Consider the following 26,731-nt stretch of genomic DNA (forward strand, 5'->3'; position numbering starts at 1 on the left):
TCCCGCCGGCGCGCTGTGCCCAGGTGGCGGAATTGGTAGACGCACCAGATTTAGGTTCTGGCGCCGCGAGGCGTGGGGGTTCGAGTCCCTTCCTGGGCACCACAGGTTCATTCGATTGGCGTTGGTCCGCTGCTAGAATTCGGGCCGCCTGAATTTTTCTCGAAGATCGTCATCTCGCCTGGATGGTCGGCATTCACCTGACCTTCGTGATCTCCGGGCTGCTTTACGCGGCGATGGACCGGCTGCAGAACAAGGGGCACTGAGCGGCGCCGGAGCGTTCCGCGCTGCGGGCTAGATCTGGAGGCGTTCGAGCAGTTCGCGTTCGATCCGGACGACGTGCGCGTCGTTGCGGGTGAGGCCGGCCCCGCTGACGAGGAAGGTGTCTTCGACCCGTTCGCCGAGAGTCGCGATCTTGGCGGTATGCAGCCGGATTTCGTTGCGAGCGAGGACTTCGGCGACCGCGAACAGCAGGCCGGGGCGGTCGGCGGCGGTCAGCGACAGGATGAACTGCTTTCCGGATTCGTCCGGTTCGAGGCTGACCTGCGGCGTGATCGGGAAATGCTTGACGTGGCGCGACAGCCTCCCCTCGGCGGGACGGTCCGGCGCGCCGGGTTTTTTCAGACGCTCGGTGAGCTCGTGCTCGATCAGGTTGATCACGTCCCGGTAATGCGGGTCGTTGCCCGGATCCTGCAGCATGAAGCTGTCGAGCGCGTAGCCGTGGCGCGTCGTGTGCACCTTCGCGTCGAGGATCGAAAAGCCGAGGCGCCCGAAGAAGCCGGTGAGCCGCACGAAGAGGTCCTTCTGGTCGCGCGTGAAAACCATGACCTGGACGCCGTGGTCCTCTTCGGCGACGCGCGCCTTCACGACCGGCTCTTCGGCGTCCGGGCGGAAGTAGAGCGTGCGGCTGTGCCAGGCGATTTCCTCCGGCGAGTGGCGCATGAAATACACCGCGTCGAGCTGCGCCCACAACGCGTCTTCGACGCCCGGGCGCAGACCGTAATATCGGAGCAGCGCGCGCGCGTCTTCCTGCCGGTCGTCGAGGCCGAGCGCCTGTTGCGGCGTTGCGCCGCGCAGTAGCCGCTGCGTCGCGAAGAAGAGGTCTTCGAGCAGCTTCCCCTTCCAGCCGTTCCAGACTTTCGGGCTGGTGCCGCGGATGTCGGCGTGGGTCAGCAGGTAGAGCGCGACGAGCCGGCGCTCGCTTTGCACTGCTTCGGCGAAGCGCCCGACGACGGCGGGATCGGACGTGTCTTCCTTCTGCGCGTAGTGCGACATCGTCAGGTGATGCGCGACGAGCCACACGACGAGATCGCGATCCTCGGGTGCGAGTCCGTGGTGCTCGCAGAATTCGCGCGCTTCGCCCATCCCGAGCCGTGAATGATCGCCGCCGCGGCCTTTCGCGATATCGTGGAACAGCGCGGCGACATAGAGCAGCCACTGGCGGTGGAAGCCGAGCATCAGCCGCGTCATCAAAGGGTATTCATGCGCATGCTCGCCCATCATGAAGCGGCGCACGTTGCGCAGCACCATCAGGATGTGCTGGTCGACGGTGTAGACGTGAAAGAGGTCGTGCTGCATCTGGCAGAGGATTCTCCGCCACGGCGGCAGGTAGGCGCTGAGGATGCCGTACTGATTCATCCGCCGGAATTCATGCACGATGCCGCGCTTCTGCTGCAGGATTTCCAGGAACAGCGCACGATTTTTCGGATCGGCGCGGAACGCGGCGTTTATGCGGGTGCGGTTGAGCCATAGCGCGCGCAGCGTGCGCGCCGTCATCCCAGTGAGTTCGGAGCGCTGCTGCAGGATCAGGAAGCATTCGAGCAGGGCCGACGGGTGACGCTCGAAGACGTCTTCGTCGCGCATGTCGAGGAGTTCGCGCACCGCCTGGAAACGTTCATTGATGACGATCGCCGGGCCCCCGCGCGCCGGGAAGATTTCGCCGGCGTAGTTCTGCAGCAGGATCGTGTTCGTCAGCGTGATCTTCTTTGCGTTGATGTAGTAGTGCTGCATGAAGACTTCGGAGGCGCGCTTCGCGGCCGTGGCCTCGAAGCCCATCGCGTGCGCGAGTTTTTCCTGATAGTCGAACAGCAGCCGGTCTTCCATGCGACCGGCGAGGTAATGCAGCCGGATGCGCACGTGCTGGAGAAAGCGTTCGATGCTGCGCAGATCGCGCGCCTCCGCGCCGGTGATCAGTCGGCGGCGTGCGAGATCCTGCCAGTTCCGCCCGAGGCCTGCCGCACGCGCGATCCAGCCCAGCATCTGCATGTCGCGCAGGCCGCCGGGGCTTTCCTTGCAGTTCGGCTCGAGCGAGTAGGGGGTGTCTTCAAAGCGCGCGTAGCGTCGTTCCTGCTCGAGCTGCTTCGCCTTGAAGAACTCCCGGACGTCGAGCGATGCGCGGTAGCGTTTGACGAATTCTCCGAACAGCTCGCGGTTGCCGTCGAGAAACCGGGCTTCGAGGAGGTTTGTCTGCACCGTGATGTCCTGCTCGGCGGCTTCGATGCATTCGTCGGGCGTGCGCACGCTGTGCCCGATCTCGAGGCCGATGTCCCACAGCGCGCCGACGAGCGTCGCCAGCCGCGCCTGCAACGCACCGTCGGCGGCGGACGGCAGCAGGATCATCAGATCCACGTCCGAGCAGGGGAACAGTTCTCCTCGGCCATAACCGCCGACCGCGACCAGCGCGATGTCGCCGGGCATAGCGCACGCGCGCCACAGCCGGAGGATCGCTTCGTCTACGAGATGGGCCCGTCCGCGCAGCATCCGCGACGTCGCCGGATGCGCCTCGTATGCCGCGCGGATGCGGGCGCGTCCGCGAGCGAGGTCTTCCCGCGCGTCGGCGATCGCGCTCTGGATCGCGTCGGCCGGCTCGGGCGCGGGATGCATCGTGTCAGGCGAAACGCGCGGCGACCAACTCCGGCGGCGGCGGGGTTCCGGCCGAAAGGGTCAGCACCTCGACGCCGGTATCGGTCACGAGCACGGTGTGCTCCCACTGAGCCGACAGGCTGCGGTCCTTCGTCACGATCGTCCAGCCGTCCGGCAATTCGGAGATCGCGGCCTTGCCGGCGTTGATCATCGGCTCGATCGTGAAGATCATTCCCGGCTTCAATTCCGGGCCGGTGCCGGCCTTGCCATAGTGGAGCACCTGCGGCTCCTCGTGGAACTTGGTGCCGATGCCGTGGCCGCAGAATTCGCGCACGACCGAGAAGCCGTTGCCTTCGGCGTGCTTCTGGATCACGTTTCCGATGTCGCCCAGACGCGCCCCCGGTCGGACTTCGGCGATCCCGAGCCACAGGCACTCGTACGTCACCTGGCACAGGCGCTTCGCGAGGATCGACGCGTCGCCGACGATGAACATCCGGCTTGTGTCCCCGTGGAAGCCGTCCTTGATGACCGTGATGTCGAGATTGACGATGTCGCCCTTCTTCAGCGCCTTGTCGCCCGGCACGCCGTGGCAGATCTGGTGATTGACCGAGGTGCAGATCGACTTCGGATACGGCGGATAGCCCGGGGGTGCGTAGTTCAGCGGCGCCGGAATCGTCTGCTGCACGTTCACCATGTAGTCGTGGCACAGGCGATCGAGCTCACCGGTGGTGACGCCCGGCTTCACGAACGGCGTGATGTAGTCGAGAACTTCCGCGCCCAGCCGGCAGGCGACGCGCATTTTCTCGATCTCTTCTGGGGTTTTTATGATGATGCTCATGTTGTCTTCGGGGTCGGCTTCAAAGAACAGAGGCTAGCGCATGCGCCATCCGCCGGCAAATCGATGCGGACCGGGTGCCGGGGCGTGGATCCGGCTTGAGCGGCGATTCGCTTAGCTGCTATTATCTCGGGCTTGTCTGCCAATGGTGGCGGGCAAAATCCACACGCCCGGCAGAGCACCGAAAGGGTCCGTCGGAGCGGGGCGAGAAAGTCCTGCGGCGGTTAGGGCTGCTTCCATGCAGCCATGTCGGGCGGCGGTTCAACCCTTGTATCCGGAGTTTTGCATGACTGTCACGATGCGCCAGATGCTCGAAGCGGGCATCCACTTTGGCCACCAGACCCGTTTCTGGAACCCGCGCATGGCCCCGTACATCTTCGGCCAGCGCAACAAGATCCACATCGTCAACCTCGAAAAGACGATGGTCAAGTACAACGAGGCGATGAGCTTCGTTCGCAAGCTTTCGGCCAACCGCGGCACGATCATGCTTGTCGGCACGAAGCGCCAGGCGCGCGAAATCGTCGCCGAGGAAGCCCGCCGCGCCGGGATGCCGTTCGTCGATGAGCGCTGGCTCGGTGGCATGCTGACGAACTTCAAGACCGTCAAGCAGTCGATCAAGCGCCTGAAGGAAATGGAAGCGATGGTCGAGGACGGCTCGATCGAGCGCCTGTCCAAGAAGGAAGCGCTGATGGCGACGCGCGAAATGGACAAGCTGCAGAAGTCGATCGGCGGTATCAAGGACATGGGCGGCCTGCCGGACGCGCTGTTCGTCATCGACGTGGGCTACCACAAGATCGCGATCACCGAAGCGAAGAAGCTCGGCATCCCCATCGTCGCAGTCGTCGATACGAACCACTCGCCGGAAGGCATCGACTACGTGATCCCGGGCAACGACGACTCGTCCCGTGCGATCCGTCTGTATGCCCGCGGCGTCGCCGATGCGGTGCTCGAGGGCCGCAGCCAGTCGCTGCAGGAAATCGTCGCTGCCGGCGGAGATGAATTCGTCGAAGTCGAAGAAGAAGGCGCCGGCGAGCAGGAATAAGCATCTGGGAGCCCGGGGCGATGCCGTCGCATGACGGCGGCTGGTCGGTCCCGGGTTCTGTCGGCACCGAATCGAATACGAAATCCAGGAGTTAGCATGGCGGAAATCACCGCAAGCATGGTCAAGGAACTGCGCGAGAAGACCGACGCGCCGATGATGGAATGCAAGAAGGCGCTGACCGAAGCGGCCGGCGACATGGCCAAGGCCGAAGAGATCCTGCGCGTGAAGCTCGGTAACAAGGCGTCGAAGGCCGCGTCGCGCGTCACCGCCGAAGGCATCGTCGGCACGTTCCTCGCGGCCGACGGCAAGCTTGCCGCGATGGTCGAGCTGAACTGCGAGACCGATTTCGTCGCCAAGAACGACGACTTCATCGCGCTCGCGGGCCAGGTCGCCGAGCTCGTCGCGAAGCAGAACCCGGCCGACGTCGCCGCGCTGTCCGCGCTGACGCTCGACGGCAAGACGGTCGAGGAAGTGCGCTCGGCACTCGTCGGCAAGATCGGCGAGAACGTCACGATTCGTCGCTTCACCCGCATCGATGCGAAGGGCGTGGTCGCGAGCTACATCCACGCCGGCGCGAAGATCGGCGTGCTCGTAGATCTGGTTGGTGGCGACGAGCAGCTCGCGAAGGACCTCGCGATGCACATCGCCGCGTCGAAGCCGAAGTCGCTCGACGCTTCTGGTGTGTCGCAGGACCTGATCGACGCCGAGCGCCGCATCGCGATCGAAAAGGCGCGCGAAGCCGGCAAGCCGGAAGCAATGCTCGACAAGATCGCCGAAGGCACGGTGCAGAAGTACCTGAAGGAAGTCACGCTGCTCGGTCAGCCCTTCGTCAAGGACGACAAGCAGACGATCGAGGCGTTGCTGAAGTCGCGCAACGCGTCGGTCGCGACCTTCGTGCTTTACATCGTCGGCGAAGGCATCGAAAAGAAAGTGAGCGATTTCGCCGCCGAAGTGGCCGCCCAGGCCGCCGCCGCAGCGCAGAAGTAAGGATTTCGCGATGAGTGTCGCCGCCTACAAGCGCATCATGTTGAAACTGTCCGGCGAAGCCCTGATGGGCGACGACGCGTACGGCATCAACGAAGAGGTGGTCAGCCGCATCGTCGCCGAGATCGCCGAGGTCAATCGCCTCGGCGTGCAGGTCGGCGTCGTCATTGGCGGCGGCAACATCTTTCGCGGAATGAAGGGCGCAGCATCGGGCATGGACCGCGCGACCGCGGATTACATGGGGATGCTCGCGACCGTGATGAATGCGATGGCGCTCGCCGACGCGTTCCGCCGGGCCGATGTCGAAGCACGCGTGCAGTCGGCGCTGCGCATCGACCAGGTCGTCGAGCCCTACATCCGCGGCCGGGCGATCCGGCATATGGAAGAAGGGCGCGTCGTGATCTTCGCCGCCGGCACCGGCAACCCGTTCTTCACGACGGACACCGCCGCCGCATTGCGCGGGTCGGAAATGGCCGCGCAGATCGTGCTGAAGGCGACCAAGGTGGACGGCGTCTATACCGCGGACCCGAAGAAGGATCCGAGCGCGAAGCGCTATCATCGCATCAGCTTCGACGAGGCGATCGGCCGCAATCTCGCGGTTCTCGATGCGACCGCGTTTGCGCTGTGTCGCGACCAGAAACTGCCGATCAACGTGTTCTCGATCTTCAAGCCGGGCGCGCTCAAGCGCGTCGTCCTCGGCGAAGACGAAGGTACGTTGGTCCATTCCTGAGGACTCGATGATGATCCCGGAACTCAAGAAAGCGACCGAGCAGAAGATGCAGAGGTCGATTGACGTGCTCAAGGCGGACCTCGCGAAGGTGCGCACCGGTCGCGCCCACACCGGCCTGCTCGACCACGTCATGGTCGAGTATTACGGCAGCATGGTTCCGATCAGCCAGGTCGCGAACGTGACGCTGATCGACGCCCGAACGATCGGTGTGCAGGCGTGGGAAAAGCCGATGTTGGCGAAGATCGAGAAGGCCATCCGCGACTCCGATCTGGGGCTCAATCCGGCGAACCAGGGCGAAATCGTCCGCGTGCCGATGCCCGCGCTGACCGAAGAGCGTCGTCGCGATCTGACGAAGGTCGTGCGCCACGAAGGCGAGAACGCGAAAGTCGCGGTGCGCAACCTGCGGCGCGACGCGAACCAGCACCTCAAGGATGCGGTCAAGGACAAGTCGATTTCCGAGGATGACGAACGTCGTGCGCAGGACGACATCCAGAAACTCACCGACAAGCACATTGCTGAAATCGACAAACTGCTCGCCCAGAAAGAGCAGGAACTGATGCAGATCTGATCCGTCCGGATCGCCCCTCACACTCGGACGAACCGCGGGAGACGCATCATGGCGAACTCACCCTTCACCAGTTCGACCTGCGAAATCCCGGACGTAGCGGGAGTTCCCCGGCATATTGCGATCATCATGGACGGCAACGGGCGATGGGCGCGCAAGCGTTTCATGCCCCGGGTGGCCGGACATGGAAGGGGAGTGGAAGCGGTCCGCAGCGCCATCCGCGGCTGCATTCAACGCGGCGTCTCCTACCTCACGCTGTTCGCGTTCAGCTCCGAAAACTGGCGCCGGCCGGCGGACGAGGTTTCGTTCCTGATGCAGCTGTTCATCCGCTCGCTGCAGAAGGAAATCGACCGGCTGCATGAGAACGGCATCCGCTTTCGTGTCGTCGGTGACCTCACCCGCTTCGACGCGCCGCTGGTCGAGCTGATCCGCAAGGCCGAAGCCCGCACCGCGGACAACGACAAGCTCACTCTGACGATCGCTGCGAACTACGGCGGTCGGTGGGACATCATGCAGGCGGTCGATCGGATGCTCGCCAAATACCCCGAGCAGCGCGGCGGTTTCAGCGAGGAGCAGCTGAGCGCGGAGCTGTCGTTGAACTACGGGCCCGAACCGGATCTGTTCATCCGCACCGGCGGGGAGCAGCGCGTCAGCAATTTTCTCCTGTGGCAGCTCGCCTATTCGGAGCTTTACTTCACCGACATGCTGTGGCCGGACTTCGACGAGGCGGCGCTCGACGACGCGATCCGCTCGTACCGCACGCGCGAGCGCCGTTTCGGGCGCACCAGCGAGCAGCTGTGTCAGGCGGACCGGGCGTCGGGGAAGGCGGACGCCGATCCGCTGCCGGCAGATCCAGGTACTCATGCTTAAGACTAGGGTTCTGACCGCGCTGGCCCTTGCGGCCGGCTTGCTCGCCGCAATGTTCCTGCTTCCGCCGCTCGGCTGGCTGGTATTCGCCGCATTGATCTGCGGCGGGGCAGCATGGGAATGGGGAGGTCTCGCGCAATTTTCCTCCGGCCAACGCGCGGTGTTCGCGGTGCTCATGGTCGCGGCGTGCGTGATCGTCGGAGCGAGGAGCGGGCTCGCGAGCGAATTCACGGTCGGCCCCGCGGGAATCTGGCCTCTTTACGTCACGAGCGCGCTTTTCTGGCTCGTTGTAGTGCCGTTCTGGCTCGTGCGCAAATGGCGCCTTAGCAGCGTCGCGGCTGCGGTTGTCGTCGGTCTGATCGTGTTGCTTCCACCGGCGCTCGCGCTGGCGCATCTGCGCCTCGTCGATCCGTGGGTCCTGCTCGCTGCGATGGGCGCCATCTTCGTTTCCGACATCGCCGCATATTTCACCGGCCGCGCATTCGGCCGGCGCAAGCTCGCGCCGAGTATCAGTCCCGGCAAGACCTGGGAAGGCGCCGGCGGCGCGGTCGCCGGGGTCGTCCTCTTCGGTCTTGCGGTCATTATTGCGAGTACGCCGTCCGCCCGGGCTGCGGGCCCGATCGCGCTGCTCGTTCCGCTGCTCGCGGCGTTCACCGCGGTGGGGATCTTCGGCGACCTCTTCGAATCGCTCCTCAAGCGCCAAGCCGGACTCAAGGACAGCGGCACGATACTGCCCGGTCACGGCGGCATCCTCGATCGCATCGACAGCCTCACGTCGACGCTACCTCTTGCCGGCCTCGCGGCGCTCTGGCTGACCCGGTGATCAATGTCTGAACCCCTTCTGCAACGCGTGACGGTGCTGGGTGCCACCGGCTCGATCGGAATGAGCACCCTCGACGTGATCGCGCGTCACCCGGATCGATTCGAAGCGTTCGCGCTGACTGCGAATGTCCAGGTCGAGCGCCTGTTCGACCTGTGCATGCGCTTCTCGCCGCGTTTCGCGGTGCTCACCGATCCGGCAGCGGCCGACCAGCTTTCGCACCGACTCGGGATGGAGGGCTCGCGGACGGTCGTCCTGTCCGGCGCGGCAGCTCTCGTCGAGGTCGCGGCGCATCCCGAGGTCGATGCGGTGATGGCGGCGATCGTGGGTGCCGCCGGTCTCGTCCCGACCCTCGCCGCCGCCCGTTCCGGAAAACGCGTCCTGCTCGCGAACAAGGAGGCGCTTGTGTTGTCGGGGCGTCTCTTCATGGACGCCGTCGCGGCCAGCGGCGCGAAACTCCTGCCGATCGACAGCGAGCACAACGCGGTTTTCCAGGCGCTGCCGCACGATTACGCGCGCGACGCGAACAGTCGCGGCGTCCGGCGCATTCTGCTGACCGCATCGGGCGGCCCATTCCGCGAATGGGCGGTCGAGACTCTCGAAGGCGTGACGCCCGAGCAGGCTTGCGCGCATCCGAATTGGGTCATGGGACGCAAGATTTCCGTTGATTCCGCGACGATGATGAACAAGGGTCTCGAAGTGATCGAGGCTCACTGGCTTTTCGGCGTCGCGCCGGAGGCGATCGAAGTCGTCGTCCACCCGCAGAGCGTCATCCATTCGCTCGTCGATTACTTCGACGGGTCGGTCCTTGCGCAGCTCGGCAATCCCGACATGCGCACGCCGATCGCTCATGCGCTCGCATACCCCGATCGGATCGACTCCGGCGTTCGTCCGCTCGATCTGTTCGAGATCGCGCGGCTCGACTTCCAGCGCCCGGATTTCGCACGTTTCCCGTGCCTTGCGCTCGCCTATGACGCTCTGCGCGTCGGCGGCGCGGCTGCCGCGGTGTTGAACGCGGCGAACGAGGAGGCGGTCGGCGCGTTTCTCGACGGACGCCTCGGTTTCCGCTGCATCGCCGACGTGATTTCCGCTTCCATGGATCGCGCGGAGGGTCTCTCCGTCGATTCCATCGAAGCGGTCATTGATACGGACGCGCGAGCGCGCGCGATCGCCCGAAGCGCAATCCTCGAACGCCAGACGGCCCGATGAATCTTCTCGAATACCTGATTCCGTTCGTTCTCGCGCTCGGGCTGCTGATCCTGGTGCATGAACTCGGTCATTACCTCGTCGCGCGCGGCTGCGGCGTCAAGGTCTTGCGATTTTCGATCGGTTTCGGCCGTCCTCTGCTGAAGTGGACGTCGGGCGCCGATCGCACCGAGTGGGCGCTTGCGGCGTTTCCCCTCGGCGGCTACGTCAAGATGCTCGACGAACGCGAGAGCCCGGTCGACCCGTCGGAACTTCACCGCGCGTTCAACCGCCAGCCGGTATCGCGTCGCTTCGCGATCGTCGCGGCCGGACCCCTCGCGAATTTCCTGCTTGCGATCGTGCTGTACTGGGGCCTCTTCGTCGGCGGAGCGGAGGAGTTGAAGCCGCGGCTCGCGCTGATCGACGGGCCGAGCATCGCCGCGCAGGCCGGAGTCCGCGACGGCGATCTGGTGACCGCGGTAAGTGGTGAACGGGTGCGCAGCTGGCCCGAGTTGCGCTGGGCGCTGGTCCGCCACGCACTCGAAGAGCGCGAAGTGACGGTGCAGGTGCGCAGTGCCGACGGCTCGGAGGCGCGTCGCACGCTCGATTTCTCGGGCATGTCTATCGACGACGGCAAGTCGGATCTCGTCGAACGGATGGGACTGCGACCCTGGCGACCGCGGATTCCCGCTGTCGTCGGAAAGATCGTCGACGATGGCGCGGCGGCGAAGGCGGGCCTGCAGGTCGGGGATACGGTGGTGGCACTCGACGGGCGGCCGGTCGAGTCGTGGATCGACCTTGTCGAGCGCGTCAGGACGGCACCGGGGGAGCCGCTCGCCGCGGTCGTGCTGCGCAACGGCGTGCGAGTCGAAACGACATTGACGCCCGAGGCGGCCGAAGAGGACGGTGTGCGGATCGGGAAGGTCGGAATCGCTGTGGCGGAGCCGCTCGAGGGGCGCGAAGAGATGTTCGCGGTCGTTCGCTACGGAGTGGTCGAGGGGCTGGGGAAGGCGATCGGGCAGACCTGGGAGACCAGCGTGCTGAGCCTGAAGATGATCGGCCGCATGATCGTCGGCGAAGTGTCGTGGAAAAACCTTTCCGGCCCGGTGACGATCGCGGATTACGCGGGGCAGTCGGCGAAGCTCGGATTGAGCCATTACCTCAAGTTCATCGCGCTGATCAGCATCAGTCTCGGCGTGCTGAACCTGCTACCCATCCCGGTGCTGGATGGGGGGCATTTGCTGTATTATGTGATCGAGATTATCAAAGGCGGCCCAATCCCCGAGCGCGTGATGGAAATCGGTCAGCAGATCGGGCTGGCCGCGCTCGCAATGCTGATGGCATTCGCCTTCTACAACGATATAACCCGTCTCATTTCTGGCTGAATCCCTGATGAAACACAAGCTCCTCCCCGGGCTGCTGCTGGCGTTGTTCGCCTCTGCGCCGGTCTTTGCCTTTGAGCCGTTCGTGGTCAAGGACATTCGCGTCGAAGGTATTCAGCGCACCGAGGCGGGAACCGTGTTCAATTATCTGCCGGTGCGCGTCGGCGAAACGTTTACCGAAAAGCAAGCTGCCGACGCGATTCGCGGGCTGTTCGCGACGGGATTCTTTCAGGACGTGCGGATCGAAACCGAAGGCGACGTGCTCGTCGTTCTCGTCCAGGAGCGCCCGGCGATCGCGCAAATCGATTTCGTCGGCGTGAAGGAATTCGATCAGGAAGCGCTGAAAAAGGGTTTGCGCGAAGTCGGCCTCGCCGAATCGCGAATTTTCGACCGTGCGCTGCTCGAACGCGCGGAGCAGGAACTCAAGCGGCAATATCTCAGCCGCGGCAAATACGCGGCGGTGATCGAGACGACGGTCACGCCGCTCGAGCGCAATCGGGTCGGCATCAACTTCAAGGTCGCCGAAGGCGACGTCGCGAAGATTCGCCAGATCAATATCATCGGCAACAAGACGTTCAAGGAATCGGAGCTGCGCGATCTGTTCCAGCTGACGACGCCAGGCTGGCTCACGTGGTACACGAAGAACGACCAGTACTCGCGCCAGAAGCTCTCGGCAGACCTCGAGAATCTCCGCTCGTTTTATCTCAATCGCGGCTATCTCGATTTCAATATCGATTCGACGCAGGTTTCGATCACGCCGGACAAGAAGGACATCTACATCTCGCTGAGCATTACCGAAGGCGAGCGTTACACGGTGTCGGCGGTGCGCTTCGCGGGCGATCTCGTGTTGCCGGAAGAGGAGTACCGCAAGCTCACTGCGATCAAGCCGGGCGAAATCTTCTCGCGCGAAAAACTCACGGAAACGACGAAGGCAGTTTCCGATCGGCTCGGCAATGAAGGTTACGCGTTCGCGAACGTCAATGCCGCGCCCGAGCTCGACAAGGAAAAGCGCGAGGTCGCGTTCACGATCTTCGTCGACCCAGGCCGTCGGGCGTACGTGCGGCGGATCAACGTCGGCGGCAATACGAAGACGCGCGACGAAGTCATTCGCCGCGAGATGCGGCAGATGGAAGGCGCGTGGTACGACGCCGAGAAGATCAACCGTTCGCGCACCCGGGTCGACCGGCTCGGGTATTTCGAAGAGGTCGGCGTCGAGACGCCGGCGGTGCCGGGTACGACCGACCAGGTCGACGTCAATTTCAACGTGAAGGAACGTCCGACCGGAAACCTCTCGATCGGGGCAGGCTTCTCGAGTTCCGAGAATCTCGTGCTGTCGGCGTCGATTGCGCAGCAGAACCTCTTCGGCAGCGGCAACGCGCTGACGCTCGCGCTCAACACGAGCGAATCGAGCCGGACCTATGCGCTGTCGTTCACGAATCCTTATTACACGCCGGATGGTCTGAGCCTCGGCTGGGACGTCTATCACCGCACCTACGATCCGTCGGAGAGCCTTTCCGTCGCGCCATACAAGACGGTGTCGACCGGTGCCGGGCTGCGTATGGGCTATCCGATCGGCGAGGACGATTCGATCAATTTCGGTCTCGCCGCCGACCAGACGAAGATCACCACGTTCCCGGAAAGCCCGCAGCAGTACCTCGATTTTTGCGACCCGAACAAGGACGACTTCGATTGCGATTCGGTCACGAGCCTCGTCGCATCTGCGGGCTGGGCACGAGACACGCGTGACAGCGTCATCTATCCGCGCAAGGGTAATTACCAGCGGGTCTTCGGCGAGATGAGCATCCCGCCCGGGGACTTGCGGTACGGCAAGCTGAATTACCAGTACCAGCACTGGTTCCCGATCGGACGCGATTACGCGCTGATGCTCAACACCGACCTCGGCTATGCGAAGGGCTTCGGCGGCAAACGGGTTCCGTTCTACAAGAACTTCTACGCGGGCGGCATCGGCTCGGTGCGCGGCTTCGACCAGAGTTCGATCGGCCCGAAAGATCCGGTCACCGACGATGCGCTCGGCGGCAATCGCCGCGTCATCGGCAATGCGGAGTTCTTTTTCCCGCTTCCGGGCACCGGCATGGACCGCTCGTTCCGGATGTCGGCGTTCTTCGATGCGGGTACCGTGTGGGCGGAAGGCGAGAAGGCCAAGTTGAGCGAGCTGCGCTACAGTACCGGACTGTCGTTCGCATGGGGTTCGCCGATCGGTCCTCTCAAGTTCAGCCTCGGCTTCCCGATCCGGAAGGAGAAAGGGGACGAACTGCAAAAGTTCCAGTTTCAGTTGGGATCGGTATTCTGAGTTTCCGCTGTTTCCGCTCTAGTTGGAGAGTGTTAAGTGAAAGTTACATCCCTGTCCGTTCTTGCGGCAACGATGCTCGCGGTGGCCGCGCCGGCGGCTATGGCCGAATCCAGGATCGGCTTCGTGAATTCCGACCGGGTCATGCGCGAGGCGGCGCCGGCAGTGCGCGCGCAGCAGCGGCTTGAAAAGGAATTCGAGAAGCGCGACCAGGAACTGCAGAAGGCCGGCAAGGAACTGCAGGCGCTGCAGGAAGATCTCGAACGCAACGGCGTGACGATGGCGGAAGCCGACCGGCGCGCGAAAGAGCGTTCCTTCAACGACCTCAACCGCGATTTTCAGCGCAAGCAGCGCGAGTTCCGCGAGGATCTGAACCAGCGCCGCAACGAGGAACTGGCGTCGGTTCTCGATCGCGCGAACCGGGCGGTGAAGCAGATCGCCGAGGCCGAAAAGTACGACGTGATCCTGCAGGAAGCCGTTTTCGCGAGCCCGCGCATCGACATCACCGACAAGGTGATCAAGGCGCTTGCGGATAGCAAGTAATCCTCCGGCCCATGTTTCGGCTGGATGAACTCGCCGAGCGCCTCGGCGGCGAAGTAATCGGGGACGGTGCCATCACGGTGCGGCGCGTCGCGACGCTGGAGCAGGCGGGCGACGGCGACCTCGCGTTTCTCGCCAATCCGAAATATCAGGCACGACTGCGGGATTGCCGGGCGTCGGCGATCATCGTCGGCCTGGGCGCGCGCAACCTGACCGACCGTCCGCGGATCGTCACAGGCGACCCCTACGTCTACTTCGCGCGTGTGGCCCAGCTGTTCAGTCCGCCCGAAGCGTTTGCGCCCGGCGTCCACCCGTCCGCAATCGTCGCCGCTCCCGTGCCGTCGTCGGCGACGATCTTGGCCGGCGCCTCGGTCGAAGCCGGCGCGCACATCGGCGAGGATGTCGTCATCGGCCCGGGCTGCCGCATCGGCCGCGGAGTGCGCATCGGCGCCGGCACCCGGCTCAACGCCAACGTCACGATCTACCACGACTGCGAGATCGGGCGTGACGGCATCGTCCATTCCGGAGTGGTAATCGGGGCCGACGGCTTCGGGTTCGCACGCGAGCGCGACGGCAACTGGGTCAAGATTCCCCAGACGGGACGGGTCGTCATCGGCGACGAAGTCGAAATCGGCGCAAACACGACGATCGACCGCGGTGCGCTCGACGACACGGTCATCGGCGACGGCGTCAAGCTCGACAACCAGATCCAGATCGGCCACAACGTGCGGATCGGCGCGCGCACCGCGATCGCCGGCTGCGTCGGTATCGCCGGCAGTACGACGATCGGTGCGCGCTGCATGATCGGCGGCCAGGCGGGCGTCATCGGGCACCTCGAGATCGCAGACGACGTCGTCGTTTCCGCCGGTACGCTCGTGACGAAATCGATCCGCAAACCCGGCGTCTATACCGCGAATCTTCCGGTGCAGGCGCACGCAGACTGGGTCAAAAACTTCGCGCATCTGCGTCATCTCGACGCGCTCGCCGATAGAATACGCGCCCTCGAAGAACGAATATCCCAGTGAGTGTCATGGACATCAACGAAATCCTCCAGTATCTGCCGCATCGTTACCCCTTTCTGCTCGTGGATCGGGTGCTGGAGATGGAAGAAGGCAAGCGCGTTCTCGCGCTGAAGAACGTGACGATGAACGAGCCGTTCTTCCCGGGGCACTTCCCGCATCATCCGGTGATGCCCGGCGTGCTGATCGTCGAAGCGATGGCGCAAGCGGCGGCGCTGCTTTCATTCAAGACGCTCGGGATCAAGCCGGACGAGAACTCGGTGGTGTACTTCGCCGGCATCGACAACGCGCGCTTCAAGCGGCCGGTCGTTCCGGGCGACCAGTTGCTGTTCGACGTGTCGATCACGCAGGGCAAGCGCAACATCTACAAATACAAGGGCGTTGCGCGGGTCGGCGAGGAAGTCGCGGCCGAGGCCGAGCTGATGTGCGCGCTCAAGACCCTGTCATGATCCATCCGACCGCGATCATCCACCCGGGCGCCAAGCTCGGGGCCAATGTCGCCGTCGGCGCCTACTCGATCATCGGCGAGCACGTCGAGATCGGCGACAACACGCGCATCGGTCCGCACGTCGTCGTCGAAGGCCGAACGCGGATCGGACGCGACAACGAGATTTTCCAGTTCTGCTCGATCGGCGCGGTGCCGCAGGACAAGAAGTACGATGATGAGCCGACCCGGCTCGAAATCGGCGACCGCAACACGATCCGCGAGTTCTGCTCGTTCAACGTCGGCACGAGCCAGGACGCCGGCGTCACGCGTATCGGGAGCGACAACTGGGTGATGGCTTACGTCCACATCGCGCACGACTGCGACGTCGGCGACCATACGATCTTCGCGAACAACGCGACCCTCGCGGGCCACGTTCACGTCGGCGATTGGGCGATACTCGGCGGCTTCACGGGCGTGCATCAGTTCGTACGCGTCGGTGCCCACAGCTTCTGCGGCGTCGGCACGGTGCTGCTGCAGGATCTGCCGCCGTTCGTCACCGTTGCGGGCAATCCCGCGAAACCCCATGGCATCAACAGCGAAGGGCTGCGGCGGCGGGGTTTTTCGGCCGACGGCATCGCGGCGATCAAACGGGCGTACCGCGCGCTGTACCGCTCGGGGCTGAGCCTCGACGAAGCGCGCGCCCGCGTCGGCGAAATCGCCTCGGAGCAGCCTGAAGTCGGCGCGTTCGCAAACTTCATCTCGTCTTCGCCGCGCGGCATCGTCCGCTGATTCCATGTCGACGCGCATCGCGATGGTCGCGGGCGAGGCCTCGGGCGACCTGCTCGCCAGCCATCTGATCCGCGCCATCAGGCAGAAGGTGCCGGACGCGGAGTTCTATGGCATCGGCGGGCCGAAAATGCAGGCCGAAGGATTCAATGCGCTGTGGCCGTGCGAACGGCTCGCGGTGCATGGTTACGTCGACGCGCTGAAGCGCTATCGCGAGCTGTCGGGCATACGCAAAATGCTGCTGCGGCGCATCAAGCGCGATCGGCCGGACGCGTTCATCGGTGTCGACGCGCCCGACTTCAACCTGTGGCTCGAGGGGAGGGTGCGCGCCGCGGGCATCCCGGCGATTCATTTCGTCAGCCCTTCGATCTGGGCGTGGCGCGGCGGGCGCATCAAGGAGATCGCGCGGTCGGTGTCGCACATGTTGTGCCTGTTTCCGTTCGAGCCCGCGTTGTACGAGAAGGCCGGCGTGCCGGTGAGCTACGTCGGACACCCGCTCGCCGACGTGTTCCCGCTGCTGCCGGACCGCAACGCCGCACGGGAACGCCTGAATCTGTCTGAACACCGGCGCGTCGTCGCGTTGCTGCCCGGAAGCCGGCAGTCCGAGGTGAGGAATCTCGCCGCAACCTACATTGCGACGGCCCGCATCCTCGCGGAACGCCACTCCGACATCTGTTTCGTCGTGCCGCTCGCGACGCGCGAGACGCGGCTGCTTTTCGCCGAAGCGCTGCATGCCGAGCAAGCCGAGGAACTGCCGATCCGGATGCTCTTCGGCCACGCCGTCGACGCGATGACCGCGGCCGACGTCGTGCTCGTCGCCAGCGGGACCGCAAGCCTCGAAGCCGCGCTGCTGAAGCGGCCGATGGTCATCAGTTACCGCATCGGCAAGTGGCAGTACCGGCTGATGAAGCGCATGGCGTACCAGCCATGGGTCGGTCTGCCGAACATTCTCAGCAACGAGACTGTCGTACCCGAACTGCTGCAGGACGCCGCGACGCCGGAGGCGCTTGCCGACGCGCTCGATGCGTGGCTCAACGACGCCGAGGCCTGTTCCCGCCTCGCCGAGCGGTTCACCGAGCTGCACCTCACGCTGCGGCAGAACACCGCGGAACGTGCGGCGGCCGCAGTCCTCCCGTATCTCGATCGGAGCAGCGAATGGAAGCCGTCCCGGCAAGCGGTCTGATCTGCGGCGTCGACGAGGCGGGGCGCGGGCCGCTCGCCGGTGCGGTCGTTGCCGCGGCGGTCATCCTCGATCCGGCGCGCCCGATCGACGGCTTGAACGACTCGAAAAAACTTAGCGAGCGCGCCCGCGACCGCCTCGCGGTGCTGATCCGCGAGCGCGCCTTCGCGTGGGCGGTTGCCGAAGCGAGCGTCGAGGAGATCGATCGCCTCAATATCCTCTACGCGACGATGCTTGCGATGCAGCGCGCGGTCGCCGCGCTGTCGTGCGTGCCGGATCTCGTGCGCGTCGATGGCAACCGTTGCCCGTCGCTGCCGGTCCCGTCGGAGGCGGTCGTCGGAGGCGATGCCAGCGTCCCGGCGATCGCCGCCGCGTCGATCCTCGCCAAGACCACTCGCGACGCGCAGATGATCGCGCTCGACGCGGTCTTTCCGGCGTATGGCTTCGCGAGTCACAAGGGCTACGCGACTCGCGAACATTTCGTCGCGCTGCGCCGTCACGGCGTCATCGACTGTCATCGGCGCAGCTTTGCGCCGGTGCGCGAGCTGCTCGACAACCCGGAGCTTTGGCCGGCGGGAACGCTGCTGTGACCTTCCACCACCTGATGCTCTTCCTGCACCTGCTCGGCGTCATCGTCTGGGTCGGCGGAATGGCGTTCGCATACCTGTGCCTGCGTCCGGCGGCGACGGCCTTGCCGCCCGCGCAGCGCTTGCCACTGTGGGGCGACGTCCTGGCGCGTTTTTTCCCGCTCGTGTGGATCGCCATCGTGCTGGTCGTCGGTTCCGGCTTCGGCATGTTGAACGAGGTCGGGTTCGCGCGGGCGCCGAAGGCGTGGCACCTGATGCTCGTGACCGGAGCCGTGATGATCGCGGTGTTCGTCGCGATCTGGTTCGGCCCGTGGCGTGCACTGCGAACAGGAGTCGCGAACGAGAACTGGGCGGCGGCGGCGGTCGCGTTGAACCGCATCCGGCAGCGGGTCGGCTTCAACCTCGCGCTCGGCGTCGTCACGACCGCGATCGCGACGCTCGGCCTGGGGCTGTGATATCCACGGGCCGCTGGCATTGAAAACGATCACCTCCCGCGACAACCCCGCGGTCAAGCGCCTGCACGGCCTCGCGACGTCGGCGCGGGATCGGAGGCAACACGGGCAGACCCTGCTCGACGGCCCGCACCTCGTCGCGGCCGCGCTCGATTTGGGCTGGCCTCTACGGGAACTCGTCGTCAGCGACCGCGGGCTTGCCACGATCGAGATCGCGTCGCTGATTGAGCGCTGTGCCGCGCTGCCGGTCACGCACCTGACGGGTCCACTTTTCGCCCACGTCAGTCCGGTCGATTCGCCCTCCGGGCTTCTCGCGGTGATCGACCTGCCGGCACCGCCCGCGGCGCAGCGCTTTAGCGAATCGCTGCTCGTGCTCGACGGTGTGCAGGATGCCGGCAACCTCGGCACGATTCTCCGCACGGCGGCCGCTGCAGGGTTGGGCGACGTCCTGCTGACCGCTGGCTGCGCGCAGGCGTGGTCACCGCGCGTGCTGCGCGCCGGCATGGGTGGGCACTTCCGCCTGCGCATTCACGAACAGGTAGACGTCGGCCGAGCGCTCCGCGACTACCCGCATCGCATCCTCGCGACCGGGCTCGGGGCGGGCGCGCGCGAGCTGTACGACGCTGACCTTTGTGCCCCGGTCGCGTGGCTGTTCGGCGCCGAGGGGCGCGGCGTGTCGCCCGAGGCCGCGGCCCTGGCGACCGGGACGATCGTGATCCCGATGCCGGGCGCCGTGGAGTCGCTGAACGTCGCGGCCGCGGCGGCGGTGTGCCTGTTCGAGCAGCTGCGGCAGCGGCGCGCGGCGGCGAAGGACGTCTACCGGCCTCGATAAACCCGCAGACTCCTGCATGCGTTCGCGCGGAGCCATTCGGCGGGCGGCGGCAGGGCTTCGGCAAGCTCCGCCCCGGAATGAAATCTGCTCGCCGGGCGGGCCGTCAGTCCGGCAGGCGCAGCAAGTCGGCGGCCGTGGCGGGATCGCCGTCGGGGACGTAAGGCACGACGCCGAGCAGCGGAGCGTCGATCCGCGCCATCAACGCGGCGAGGTTCTCGTCGAAGCGCAGCATCGCCGGATCGATCCGGTTCGCGACCCAGCCCGAGAGCGTGAGCCCCCGCGCGGCGATGGCTTCCACCGTCAGCAGCGCATGATTGATGCAGCCGAGCCGCATGCCGACGACGAGGATCACCGGCAATGCGAGATCCCGCGCGAGGTCGGCTGTGTCGTAGTCGTCGCCGAGCGGCACGCGAAAGCCGCCGACGCCTTCGACGATGACGACATCGGCCTCGGCGCGCAGGCTCTCGAAGGCTTTACGGATCCGGTCCGGCTCGATCGCGACGCCTTCCTCCGCGGCGGCAATGTGGGGCGCGATCGGGTTTGCGAAGCAGTACGGGTTGAGCCGGGAGAGACCGGGGTCGAAGCTGCCGGCCGCGCGCAGCGACGCCGCATCCTCGTTGATCCACTCGCCGTCGACGCACTCCGCGCCGGCCGCGATCGGCTTCATGCCGAGCGCGCGCCGTCCCGACGAACGTGCGGCGTGGAGCAGCGAACAGGTCACGAAGGTCTTGCCGATTTCGGTGTCGGTCCCGGTCAGGAACCAGGCGCGGGAACTGGTCATCGATACATTCCGTTGGAAAGCGGGGAGTGGCTGGGAGTGCTCATTGGACGACTGTCCGCAGCGAGACGTAGGGCGGAAAAGCGAAGCGCCTTCCGCCGAAGGTGCGACGCGGGAGAACCGACAGGCAGCGGCGGGGTTGGCAAATTCGGCCGCGGCCGGCTTATCGGCCCTGCGGAGTACGAGCTCATGCCTTCTCTAGAGCGAGCAGGATCACATCGTAGGTCGCCGGCAGAAGGCCGTCGTCGCGCCGATGCGCTTCGTAGCCTGTCTCGAGCTGCCGCCACGCGGCACGGCCGAGCGGTCGCCGGCGCCGCTGTGCCCCGACGCTGTGCGCGCCGATCGCCTTGATATCGCGCAGCAGCGTGCGCAGGTCCGGCGCGAGCGCGAATGCCGGAGCCTCGTCGGATGCGCGGAGCTCGAAGCCGGCAGCGACCGCTTCGGCGAGCCACCGGTCACGCGGATGGAAGCGGATCACGTGGTCGGCATCGTCGATTTCGGCGAAGGCATCGCGCAGCTCGTGCAGCGTCCGCGGGCCGAGCGTCGCGATCCATGCAATCCCGCCCGGGCGCAGGATACGGGCGAATTCCCGCATCGCTGCGTCCGGCTCGCACCACTGCAGCGCGAGGCTCGACCAGATCGCATCGACCGAAGCTGCTGCGAGCGGAATCGCTTCGAGGTCGGCGCACAGGGGAAGTGCCGGGACGCCCGTTCGGGTATCGAGATGAGTGAGCATCGACGGCGCGAAATCGAGTGCGATCGAAGTCGCGCCCGGACACAGCTGTGCGAGCAGGGCCAGGCCATAACCTGTGCCGCAGCCCGCGTCGACGACGCGCAGCATGCCCCTCGATCGAGGCAGCGCGCCGGCAAAAGCCGCGAGCCGGAGGCAGATCTCCCGCTGCACCGCGGCCGCGCTGTCGTAGCTCGCGGCGGCGCTGTCGAACGCCTCGCGTATCGTTCGTTTGTGGTGCGCCCGATCGCTCATGTGGCGAAGCTCGCGATCAACTCGGCGCATTCGGCCGGTCGTGACAGGAAGGGCGCGTGACCGCAGCCATCGAAGCGCGTCAGCCGGGCGTCGGGCAGTTGCGCGGTGAGCCACTCCGCCGCGGAGAGCGGCATCAGCGCGTCGCGGGTGCCGTGGAGCAGTTGCACCGGCTGGCGAACGTGCGACACTGCCGCACGGAGATCGACGTTCGCGAGCACGCGCAGGCCGGCGGCAAGTCCGTCTGGTGCGGCTCCGTCCGTGTCGGCAAGCGCTTCGTTCAGCCTGGCTGCGACCGCGCGGCGATCGCGGTCGCCGAGCGCCTGCAGGGCGACGAAGCGATTCAGGGTCGCCTGCGGGTCGCGTCCGAAGCTGTCGATGAACCCTTCGACGGTCGCGGACTCGAGCCCGTGCGACCAGGCGTCCGGAGCGGAGCACGACACGAAGCGCGGAGACGTGCCGATCAGGATCAGCCGCGCGACCTTCTGCGGATTACGCCCGGCGAGGTCGAGCGCGATCATGCCGCCGAGCGACCAGCCGCACAGCACGGCCGCGTCGGGGAGCGCCGGGAGGACGGCGTCGGCCCATGCGTCGAGGGTCGGAGCGGCCAACATTGTGCTTTCGCCATGCCCGGGGAGCGCCGGCGCATGAGTCTCGATGCCGCGCGGCAGCGCCTGCCGCAGCACGTCCCATACGCGCGGGCTCAGTCCCCAACCGTGCAGAAGGACGAGTGGAGCGCTGCTCACGGATTGCCTTCCAGCGTATTCAGCGCCGACGCGAGGCGTCGCACGTCATGGGCCGAGTGCGCCGCCGTCAGCGACACCCGCAATCGCGCCGTTCCGTGTGGCACGGTCGGCGGACGAATCGCCGGTACCCACAGGCCTTCGTCCCACAGTGCACATGCGACCGCCATCGCCTCGGCGTTGTCGCCGATCAGCACCGGCTGGATCGGCGTGCGCGATGGCAGCAAGGTCCAGCGCGCGAGCCGCAGTTCGGTGCGGAACAGGTCGATCAGCGACGCGAGATGGCGACGGCGCGCGTCGCCCGCTTCGATCAGCGCGAGACTCGCGAGCAGCGCTTCGGCGAGCGCCGGCGGCGCGCCGGTCGTGAAGATGTAGGGGCGCGCCTTCTGCATCAGCCATTCGACGACGTCGGCCTCGCCGGCGACGAAGGCGCCCGAGACGCCCGCGGCCTTGCCCAGCGTGCCGATGTAGAGCAGGCGCCACGACGCGAGCCCGGCTTCGGCGAGCGCGCCCCGACCCTGCGGTCCGAGGACGCCGAAACCGTGCGCATCGTCGACGAGCAGCCATGCATCGAAACGCTCCGCGAGGTCGAGCAGCGCGGCAAGCGGCGCGACGTCGCCGTCCATGCTGAACACGGAGTCGGTGACGATCAGCTTGCGCTTCGCGCCACTCGTCGCCAATAAACGCTCGAGAGTGGCCGTGTCGGCGTGCGGATAGCGATGGAGGTCCGCGCGCGACAGCAGCGCGCCGTCGACGAGCGACGCGTGGTTCAGCCGGTCGGCGAAGATCGCATCGCCACGGCCGACGAGCGCCGGGACCACGCCGGTGTTCGCCATGAAACCGGTCGAGAAACACAGCGCGCGTTCGCAGCCGACGAATGCGGCGAGGCGCGCTTCGAGTTCGTCGTGCACCGAGTAGTGGCCGCTGACGAGATGCGAGGCGCCCGAACCGGCGCCCCAGCGTTCGGCGCCCGCCTGCAGCGCCGCGACGAGGGTCGGCTCGGCGGCGAGCCCGAGATAGTCGTTGCTGCAGAAGGCGAGCATTTCGCGGCCGTCGACGCGCGCATGCGGGCCGCAGGGGGTTTCGAGGCTGCGGCGTACGCGCTTCAGCGAGCGGGTCTCGAGTTCGGCCAGGTCGGCCTTCAGCTGGTCGAGCAGCATCGGCTTCACGCGAGCGCGGCGGCCAGCGCAGCCGCGGCGCCGTCGACGAGGTGGCGGATCCCGTCGGTGTCGATCACGTAAGGCGGCATGAAATAGACCGAGTTGCCGATCGGCCGGAGCAGCACGCCATGGTCGAGGCCCGCGGCGAAGAAGCGCCGCGAGAAATCCGCCCGTTCGGTGTCGACGTCGAATGCGACGATCATGCCGCGCTGGCGCAGGTGGCGGATCTGCGCGTGCCCGTCGAAGCGCGCACGGATCGCGTCGCCGAGCTGTCGGGCGAGCAGTCGATTCGCGGCGAGCACATCGTCCTGTTCGAAGATGTCGAGGGTCGCGAGCGCTGCGCGGCACGCGAGCGGATTGCCGGTATAGGAATGCGAGTGCAGGAAGCCGCGTGTCGCGGAGTCGTCATAGAAGGCGGCGAAGATTGCGTCCGTCGACAGCACGAGCGACAGCGGCAGATAGCCGCCGGAGATGCCCTTCGACAGGCACAGGAAATCCGGCCAGATTCCGGCTTGTTCGCATGCGAAGAAGGTGCCCGTGCGACCGCAACCGACGGCGATTTCGTCGGCGACAAGGTGCACTTCATAGCGGTCGCACAGTTCGCGCGCGAGGCGCAAGTATTCGGGGTCGTACATCACCATGCCCGACGCGCCCTGCACGAGCGGCTCGACGATCAGCGCGGCTGTCTGCGCGTGATGCTCCGCGAGATGAGCTTCGAGCGCCGCGGCGGCGCGGCATGCGACATCTGCGGCCGCTTCGCCGGGGCCGGCGAGCCGCGCATCGGGAGTCGGGACGGTCGTGCCGGCGCGGACGAGCGGCGCATAGGCATCGCGGAAGATCGCGACGTCGGTCACGGCGAGCGCGCCGACCGTCTCGCCGTGATAGCTGCCGGCGAGGCTGACGAAGCGGGATTTCTCGGAGCGCCCGGCGTTGCGCCAGTAATGCGCGCTCATCTTCAGGGCGATCTCGGTCGCCGAGGCGCCGTCGGACGCGTAGAACGCGTGGCCGAGGCGATGGCCGGTCAAGGCGGCGAGTCGTTCGGAGAGTTCGACGACCGGTTCGTGCGTGAAGCCGGCGAGCATCACATGTTCGAGCGTTTCGAGCTGCTCGCGCAGCGCGGCGTTGATCCGCGGATTGCAATGTCCGAACAGGTTGACCCACCACGAGCTCACCCCGTCGAGCAAGCGCCGGCCGCGGTCATCGATCAGCCACGGGCCTTCCCCGCGCAGGATTGGCACGAGCGGCAGCGTCTCGTGCTGTTTCATCTGTGTACAGGGATGCCAGACGCTCCGGAGAGAGCGCTCGAGCAGGGGCGAAGGGGACATCGGGGGTTCCGGCCGGTGGGGACGGGGGAATGTCGCGCAATCCACCGCTGCGTGTCAAACGGGGCCGGAACCGGAACCGTGAGGGGCCGAAGGAGCGAGAGCGGAGCGGGAAGTAAAAGCGGCGAGAGGCGAAGTGACGAAGTGTAGTCCGGACGCCCTGATCGCCGGCGAGGGCGGGTCTCCGCGTTGAGCCTCCTGTCGGCGCCTTTTGCTACCATGGCCCGGCTACCCCCACGACAACAGATAACAAGCGACCCGATGATTTTCGTGATTTCTCCGGCGAAGGCGCTGGATTTCGAAACGCCCCCTGTCCTCGACAGCCACACGCGACCCGATTACTTGCAGGAAGCGGAGCAATTGATTGGGATTCTCCGGCGGAAAAGTCCGGCTGAAGTTGCCGACCTGATGAAGCTTTCGGATCAGCTCGCCGCGTTGAACGTCGCCCGCTACGAGAGCTGGTCCATGCCCTTCACTCCGGACAACGCGAAGCAGGCTGTGCTCGCGTTCAACGGCGACGTGTACGAGGGACTCGATGCGACGACCCTGTCGCGAGAGGAGTTCGAGTGGGCGCAGCGGCACCTGCGCATCCTGTCCGGGCTGTACGGGTTATTGCGTCCGCTCGACCTGATCCAGCCGTATCGCCTCGAAATGGGAACCCGGTTAGAGAACCCCCGCGGGCGCAACCTCTATGCGTTCTGGGGCGACACGCTGACCGAGGCGCTGAAGAAGCTGCTCGCGGCCGAGCGGAAGACGGAAGCCGCTTCGGTGCTCGTGAACCTCGCGTCCGAGGAATATTTCAAGTCCGTGAAACCGGCGAAGCTCGGCGCCCGCGTCGTCGCGCCGGTGTTCGAGGACTGGAAGGGCGGCCGCTACAAGATCATCAGCTTCTATGCGAAACGCGCCCGCGGGCTGATGTGCCGTTACGCGATCCGGAACCGTATCGAGGACGTCGCCGGACTGTGCGGGTTCGACTATGAAGGGTATGCGTTTGCCGCGGACGCGTCCGACGATGACCGGCCGGTGTTCCGCCGGCGCATTGACTGAGGGCGGGGAGAAAACGATGAAGATCAGCCACAATTTCGACGCCGGCGCGATCGAGGTCGTCAGTCTCGACGATCCGCAGGACATCCGGCTGCGCCTGCGCCCCGACAACGCGGCGGATTTCCGCCAGTGGTTCTATTTCAGGCTGCAGGGCGCGGCGGGCCGCGCGCTCCGGATGACCTTCGAGAACGCCGCCGACGCGGCGTATCCGGACGGCTGGCCCGGATACCGGTGTGTCGCGTCCTACGACCGGCGGAACTGGTTCCGCGTGCACGGCACGACGGTCGAGGACGGGCAACTCGTCGTCGAGCACACGCCGGAGCGCGACAGCGTCTATTACGCGTATTTCGAGCCGTACTCGCATGAACGACACCTCGATCTCCTCGGCTGGGCCGAGATGTCGCCGTTCGCTGAAGTCGAAAATGTCGGCACGACCGTCGAGGGGCGCGACCTCGATAGCATCGTGGTCGGGCGCCCGGCGCCGGGGCGCAAGGCCGTCTGGATCATCGCGCGCCAGCACCCCGGCGAAACGATGACGGAATGGTTCATTGAAGGGCTGCTCGAGCGTCTGCTGGACGCCGCTGACCCGGTCGCGCGCCGCATCCGCGAACAGGCGGTCCTGTACATCGTGCCGAACATGAACCCGGATGGCGCGATCCGCGGCAACCTGCGCACGAACGCCGCCGGCCGGAATCTCAACCGCGAATGGCGCGCACCGGACGCGACCGCGAGTCCGGAGGTGTTCCACGTGCGGCAGGCGATGGAGGCGAGCGGTTGCGAGCTTTTCCTCGACATCCACGGCGACGAATCGTTGCCCTACGTTTTCTTCTCGACCGCCGAGGAAGTGCCCGGATTCACGCCCGAGATGGCCGCGCAACAGGCCCGTCTCATCGCTGCCCTCGCGGCTGCGAGCCCCGACTTCCAGACGGAGCACGGCTATCAGCCCGGACGTTTCGGCGAGGAGTTGCTGACGCTGGCGAGCAAATGGGTCGCGCACCGCTTCGGCTGCGTTTCGCTGACGCTGGAGATGCCGTTCAAGGACAACGCAAATCTGCCGGACGGGCAGACTGGCTGGAGCAGCGCACGTAGCAAACGGCTCGGCGCCGCGATGCTGAACGCGATCCTCGCGCACGTCGAGCGCGCCTAGCGGAGGATTCGGGTGGCTAGGAGTCTGCGCGGCAGAACTCCAGAGAGTGGGTTTTAGCAGAAGGATCGGCGAAGCGAGAGGTGCGGGAAGAGACTGCGGCCGTGGTTGAGTTGCTTTGCGACGGTGCTGCGCCCGTGCCGGACGGGAAGGGGGAC

The 26,731-nt window shown here is 65.9% G+C and carries 26 protein-coding genes, 1 tRNA gene and 1 pseudogene; 21 read left to right on the forward strand and 7 right to left on the reverse strand.

From position 1 onward, the window contains the following. The first annotated feature begins 17 nt into the window (after positions 1–17). Both ROZ37_RS12810 and ROZ37_RS12815 read left to right on the forward strand, forming a co-directional pair. A tRNA-Leu gene (locus ROZ37_RS12810) sits at positions 18–102 on the forward strand. A 56-nt stretch (positions 103–158) separates the two neighbouring features. Then, positions 159–263, forward strand: a pseudogene (locus tag ROZ37_RS12815) (TIGR00645 family protein); the annotation flags it as partial. Between the two features lie 28 nt (positions 264–291). On the opposite strand, the gene ROZ37_RS12820 reads toward ROZ37_RS12815, so the two are convergent. Together ROZ37_RS12820 and map are read right to left on the reverse strand one after the other, a co-directional pair. Then, positions 292–2,880: a [protein-PII] uridylyltransferase gene (locus tag ROZ37_RS12820; RefSeq protein WP_312659862.1), complete on the reverse strand. Its 2,589-nt coding sequence runs from the start codon at positions 2,878–2,880 to the stop codon at positions 292–294. A gap of 4 nt (positions 2,881–2,884) precedes the next feature. Then, positions 2,885–3,697: a type I methionyl aminopeptidase gene (map, locus tag ROZ37_RS12825; RefSeq protein WP_312659863.1), complete on the reverse strand. Its 813-nt coding sequence runs from the start codon at positions 3,695–3,697 to the stop codon at positions 2,885–2,887. Between the two features lie 283 nt (positions 3,698–3,980). Here map and rpsB point away from each other — a divergent pair, with 283 nt between their 5' ends. The 17 genes from rpsB (at position 3,981) to ROZ37_RS12910 (ending at position 19,400) form a co-directional block, all read left to right on the forward strand. Next, positions 3,981–4,736, forward strand: a complete 756-nt coding sequence (gene rpsB, locus ROZ37_RS12830) for a 30S ribosomal protein S2 (RefSeq protein ID WP_312659864.1) — start codon at positions 3,981–3,983, stop codon at positions 4,734–4,736. 96 nt (positions 4,737–4,832) lie between these two features. After that, positions 4,833–5,723 (forward strand): translation elongation factor Ts, encoded by an 891-nt coding sequence (gene tsf / locus ROZ37_RS12835; protein ID WP_312659865.1) that lies wholly within the window; start codon positions 4,833–4,835, stop codon positions 5,721–5,723. Positions 5,724–5,733: 10 nt separating this feature from the next. Then, a complete protein-coding gene (pyrH, locus tag ROZ37_RS12840) occupies positions 5,734–6,450 on the forward strand; it encodes a UMP kinase (protein WP_312659867.1) in 717 nt (238 codons plus the stop codon). Between the two features lie 10 nt (positions 6,451–6,460). Beyond that, positions 6,461–7,018: a ribosome recycling factor gene (gene frr / locus ROZ37_RS12845; RefSeq protein WP_312659900.1), complete on the forward strand. Its 558-nt coding sequence runs from the start codon at positions 6,461–6,463 to the stop codon at positions 7,016–7,018. A gap of 48 nt (positions 7,019–7,066) precedes the next feature. Beyond that, positions 7,067–7,885, forward strand: a complete 819-nt coding sequence (uppS, locus tag ROZ37_RS12850) for a polyprenyl diphosphate synthase (RefSeq protein WP_312659869.1) — start codon at positions 7,067–7,069, stop codon at positions 7,883–7,885. Continuing rightward, on the forward strand, positions 7,878–8,705 hold the full coding sequence (locus tag ROZ37_RS12855) for a phosphatidate cytidylyltransferase (RefSeq protein WP_312659870.1): 828 nt from the start codon (positions 7,878–7,880) through the stop codon (positions 8,703–8,705). The genes uppS and ROZ37_RS12855 overlap by 8 nt, the downstream gene beginning before the upstream one ends. Before the next feature lie 3 nt (positions 8,706–8,708). Beyond that, the gene (ispC, locus tag ROZ37_RS12860; protein ID WP_312659871.1) at positions 8,709–9,911 is read left to right on the forward strand and encodes a 1-deoxy-D-xylulose-5-phosphate reductoisomerase; all 1,203 of its coding nucleotides are present in this window, start codon (positions 8,709–8,711) and stop codon (positions 9,909–9,911) included. Then, complete coding sequence (gene rseP, locus ROZ37_RS12865) at positions 9,908–11,272, forward strand: RIP metalloprotease RseP (RefSeq protein ID WP_312659872.1); 1,365 nt, start codon at positions 9,908–9,910, stop codon at positions 11,270–11,272. The genes ispC and rseP overlap by 4 nt, the downstream gene beginning before the upstream one ends. A gap of 7 nt (positions 11,273–11,279) precedes the next feature. After that, positions 11,280–13,580 carry an outer membrane protein assembly factor BamA gene (gene bamA / locus ROZ37_RS12870; protein ID WP_312659873.1) on the forward strand — a complete coding sequence of 767 codons (2,301 nt, stop codon included), beginning with the start codon at positions 11,280–11,282 and terminating at the stop codon, positions 13,578–13,580. 36 nt (positions 13,581–13,616) lie between these two features. Beyond that, positions 13,617–14,120 carry an OmpH family outer membrane protein gene (locus ROZ37_RS12875; protein ID WP_312659874.1) on the forward strand — a complete coding sequence of 168 codons (504 nt, stop codon included), beginning with the start codon at positions 13,617–13,619 and terminating at the stop codon, positions 14,118–14,120. Between the two features lie 11 nt (positions 14,121–14,131). Further along, positions 14,132–15,142, forward strand: coding sequence for a UDP-3-O-(3-hydroxymyristoyl)glucosamine N-acyltransferase (gene lpxD / locus ROZ37_RS12880; protein WP_312659875.1), 1,011 nt, complete (start codon positions 14,132–14,134; stop codon positions 15,140–15,142). Positions 15,143–15,147: 5 nt separating this feature from the next. Next, a complete protein-coding gene (gene fabZ / locus ROZ37_RS12885) occupies positions 15,148–15,585 on the forward strand; it encodes a 3-hydroxyacyl-ACP dehydratase FabZ (RefSeq protein WP_312659877.1) in 438 nt (145 codons plus the stop codon). Next, positions 15,582–16,352: an acyl-ACP--UDP-N-acetylglucosamine O-acyltransferase gene (gene lpxA, locus ROZ37_RS12890; RefSeq protein WP_312659878.1), complete on the forward strand. Its 771-nt coding sequence runs from the start codon at positions 15,582–15,584 to the stop codon at positions 16,350–16,352. Before fabZ ends, lpxA begins: the two co-directional genes overlap by 4 nt. Before the next feature lie 4 nt (positions 16,353–16,356). Next, the gene (lpxB, locus tag ROZ37_RS12895; RefSeq protein ID WP_312659880.1) at positions 16,357–17,532 is read left to right on the forward strand and encodes a lipid-A-disaccharide synthase; all 1,176 of its coding nucleotides are present in this window, start codon (positions 16,357–16,359) and stop codon (positions 17,530–17,532) included. Beyond that, complete coding sequence (gene rnhB / locus ROZ37_RS12900) at positions 17,505–18,119, forward strand: ribonuclease HII (RefSeq protein WP_312659881.1); 615 nt, start codon at positions 17,505–17,507, stop codon at positions 18,117–18,119. The genes lpxB and rnhB overlap by 28 nt, the downstream gene beginning before the upstream one ends. Next, positions 18,116–18,571 carry a CopD family protein gene (locus ROZ37_RS12905; protein WP_312659883.1) on the forward strand — a complete coding sequence of 152 codons (456 nt, stop codon included), beginning with the start codon at positions 18,116–18,118 and terminating at the stop codon, positions 18,569–18,571. Before rnhB ends, ROZ37_RS12905 begins: the two co-directional genes overlap by 4 nt. 19 nt (positions 18,572–18,590) lie before the next feature. Continuing rightward, entirely contained in the window at positions 18,591–19,400 is an 810-nt protein-coding gene (locus ROZ37_RS12910; protein WP_312659885.1) for an RNA methyltransferase, read from the forward strand. 103 nt (positions 19,401–19,503) lie between these two features. On the opposite strand, the gene bioD is transcribed toward ROZ37_RS12910, so the two are convergent. From bioD to bioA, 5 genes are all read right to left on the reverse strand, one after another. Further along, complete coding sequence (gene bioD / locus ROZ37_RS12915; RefSeq protein ID WP_312659887.1) at positions 19,504–20,181, reverse strand: dethiobiotin synthase; 678 nt, start codon at positions 20,179–20,181, stop codon at positions 19,504–19,506. Between the two features lie 184 nt (positions 20,182–20,365). Beyond that, positions 20,366–21,163, reverse strand: a complete 798-nt coding sequence (locus tag ROZ37_RS12920) for a methyltransferase domain-containing protein (protein WP_312659889.1) — start codon at positions 21,161–21,163, stop codon at positions 20,366–20,368. Further along, a complete protein-coding gene (locus ROZ37_RS12925; RefSeq protein WP_312659891.1) occupies positions 21,160–21,906 on the reverse strand; it encodes an alpha/beta fold hydrolase in 747 nt (248 codons plus the stop codon). Before ROZ37_RS12925 ends, ROZ37_RS12920 begins: the two co-directional genes overlap by 4 nt. After that, positions 21,903–23,063, reverse strand: coding sequence for an 8-amino-7-oxononanoate synthase (gene bioF / locus ROZ37_RS12930; RefSeq protein WP_312659901.1), 1,161 nt, complete (start codon positions 23,061–23,063; stop codon positions 21,903–21,905). The genes ROZ37_RS12925 and bioF overlap by 4 nt, the downstream gene beginning before the upstream one ends. A gap of 5 nt (positions 23,064–23,068) precedes the next feature. Further along, positions 23,069–24,388 (reverse strand): adenosylmethionine--8-amino-7-oxononanoate transaminase, encoded by a 1,320-nt coding sequence (bioA, locus tag ROZ37_RS12935; protein ID WP_312659892.1) that lies wholly within the window; start codon positions 24,386–24,388, stop codon positions 23,069–23,071. A 258-nt stretch (positions 24,389–24,646) separates the two neighbouring features. On the opposite strand from bioA, the gene yaaA reads away from it, so the two are divergent. Together yaaA and ROZ37_RS12945 are read left to right on the forward strand one after the other, a co-directional pair. Further along, positions 24,647–25,432, forward strand: coding sequence for a peroxide stress protein YaaA (gene yaaA / locus ROZ37_RS12940; protein ID WP_312659893.1), 786 nt, complete (start codon positions 24,647–24,649; stop codon positions 25,430–25,432). 16 nt (positions 25,433–25,448) lie between these two features. Then, the gene (locus ROZ37_RS12945; protein WP_312659894.1) at positions 25,449–26,576 is read left to right on the forward strand and encodes a M14-type cytosolic carboxypeptidase; all 1,128 of its coding nucleotides are present in this window, start codon (positions 25,449–25,451) and stop codon (positions 26,574–26,576) included. Positions 26,577–26,731: the final 155 nt, after the last annotated feature.

The organism is Aromatoleum sp. (assembly GCF_032027225.1).
Taxonomy (GTDB): domain Bacteria; phylum Pseudomonadota; class Gammaproteobacteria; order Burkholderiales; family Rhodocyclaceae; genus Aromatoleum.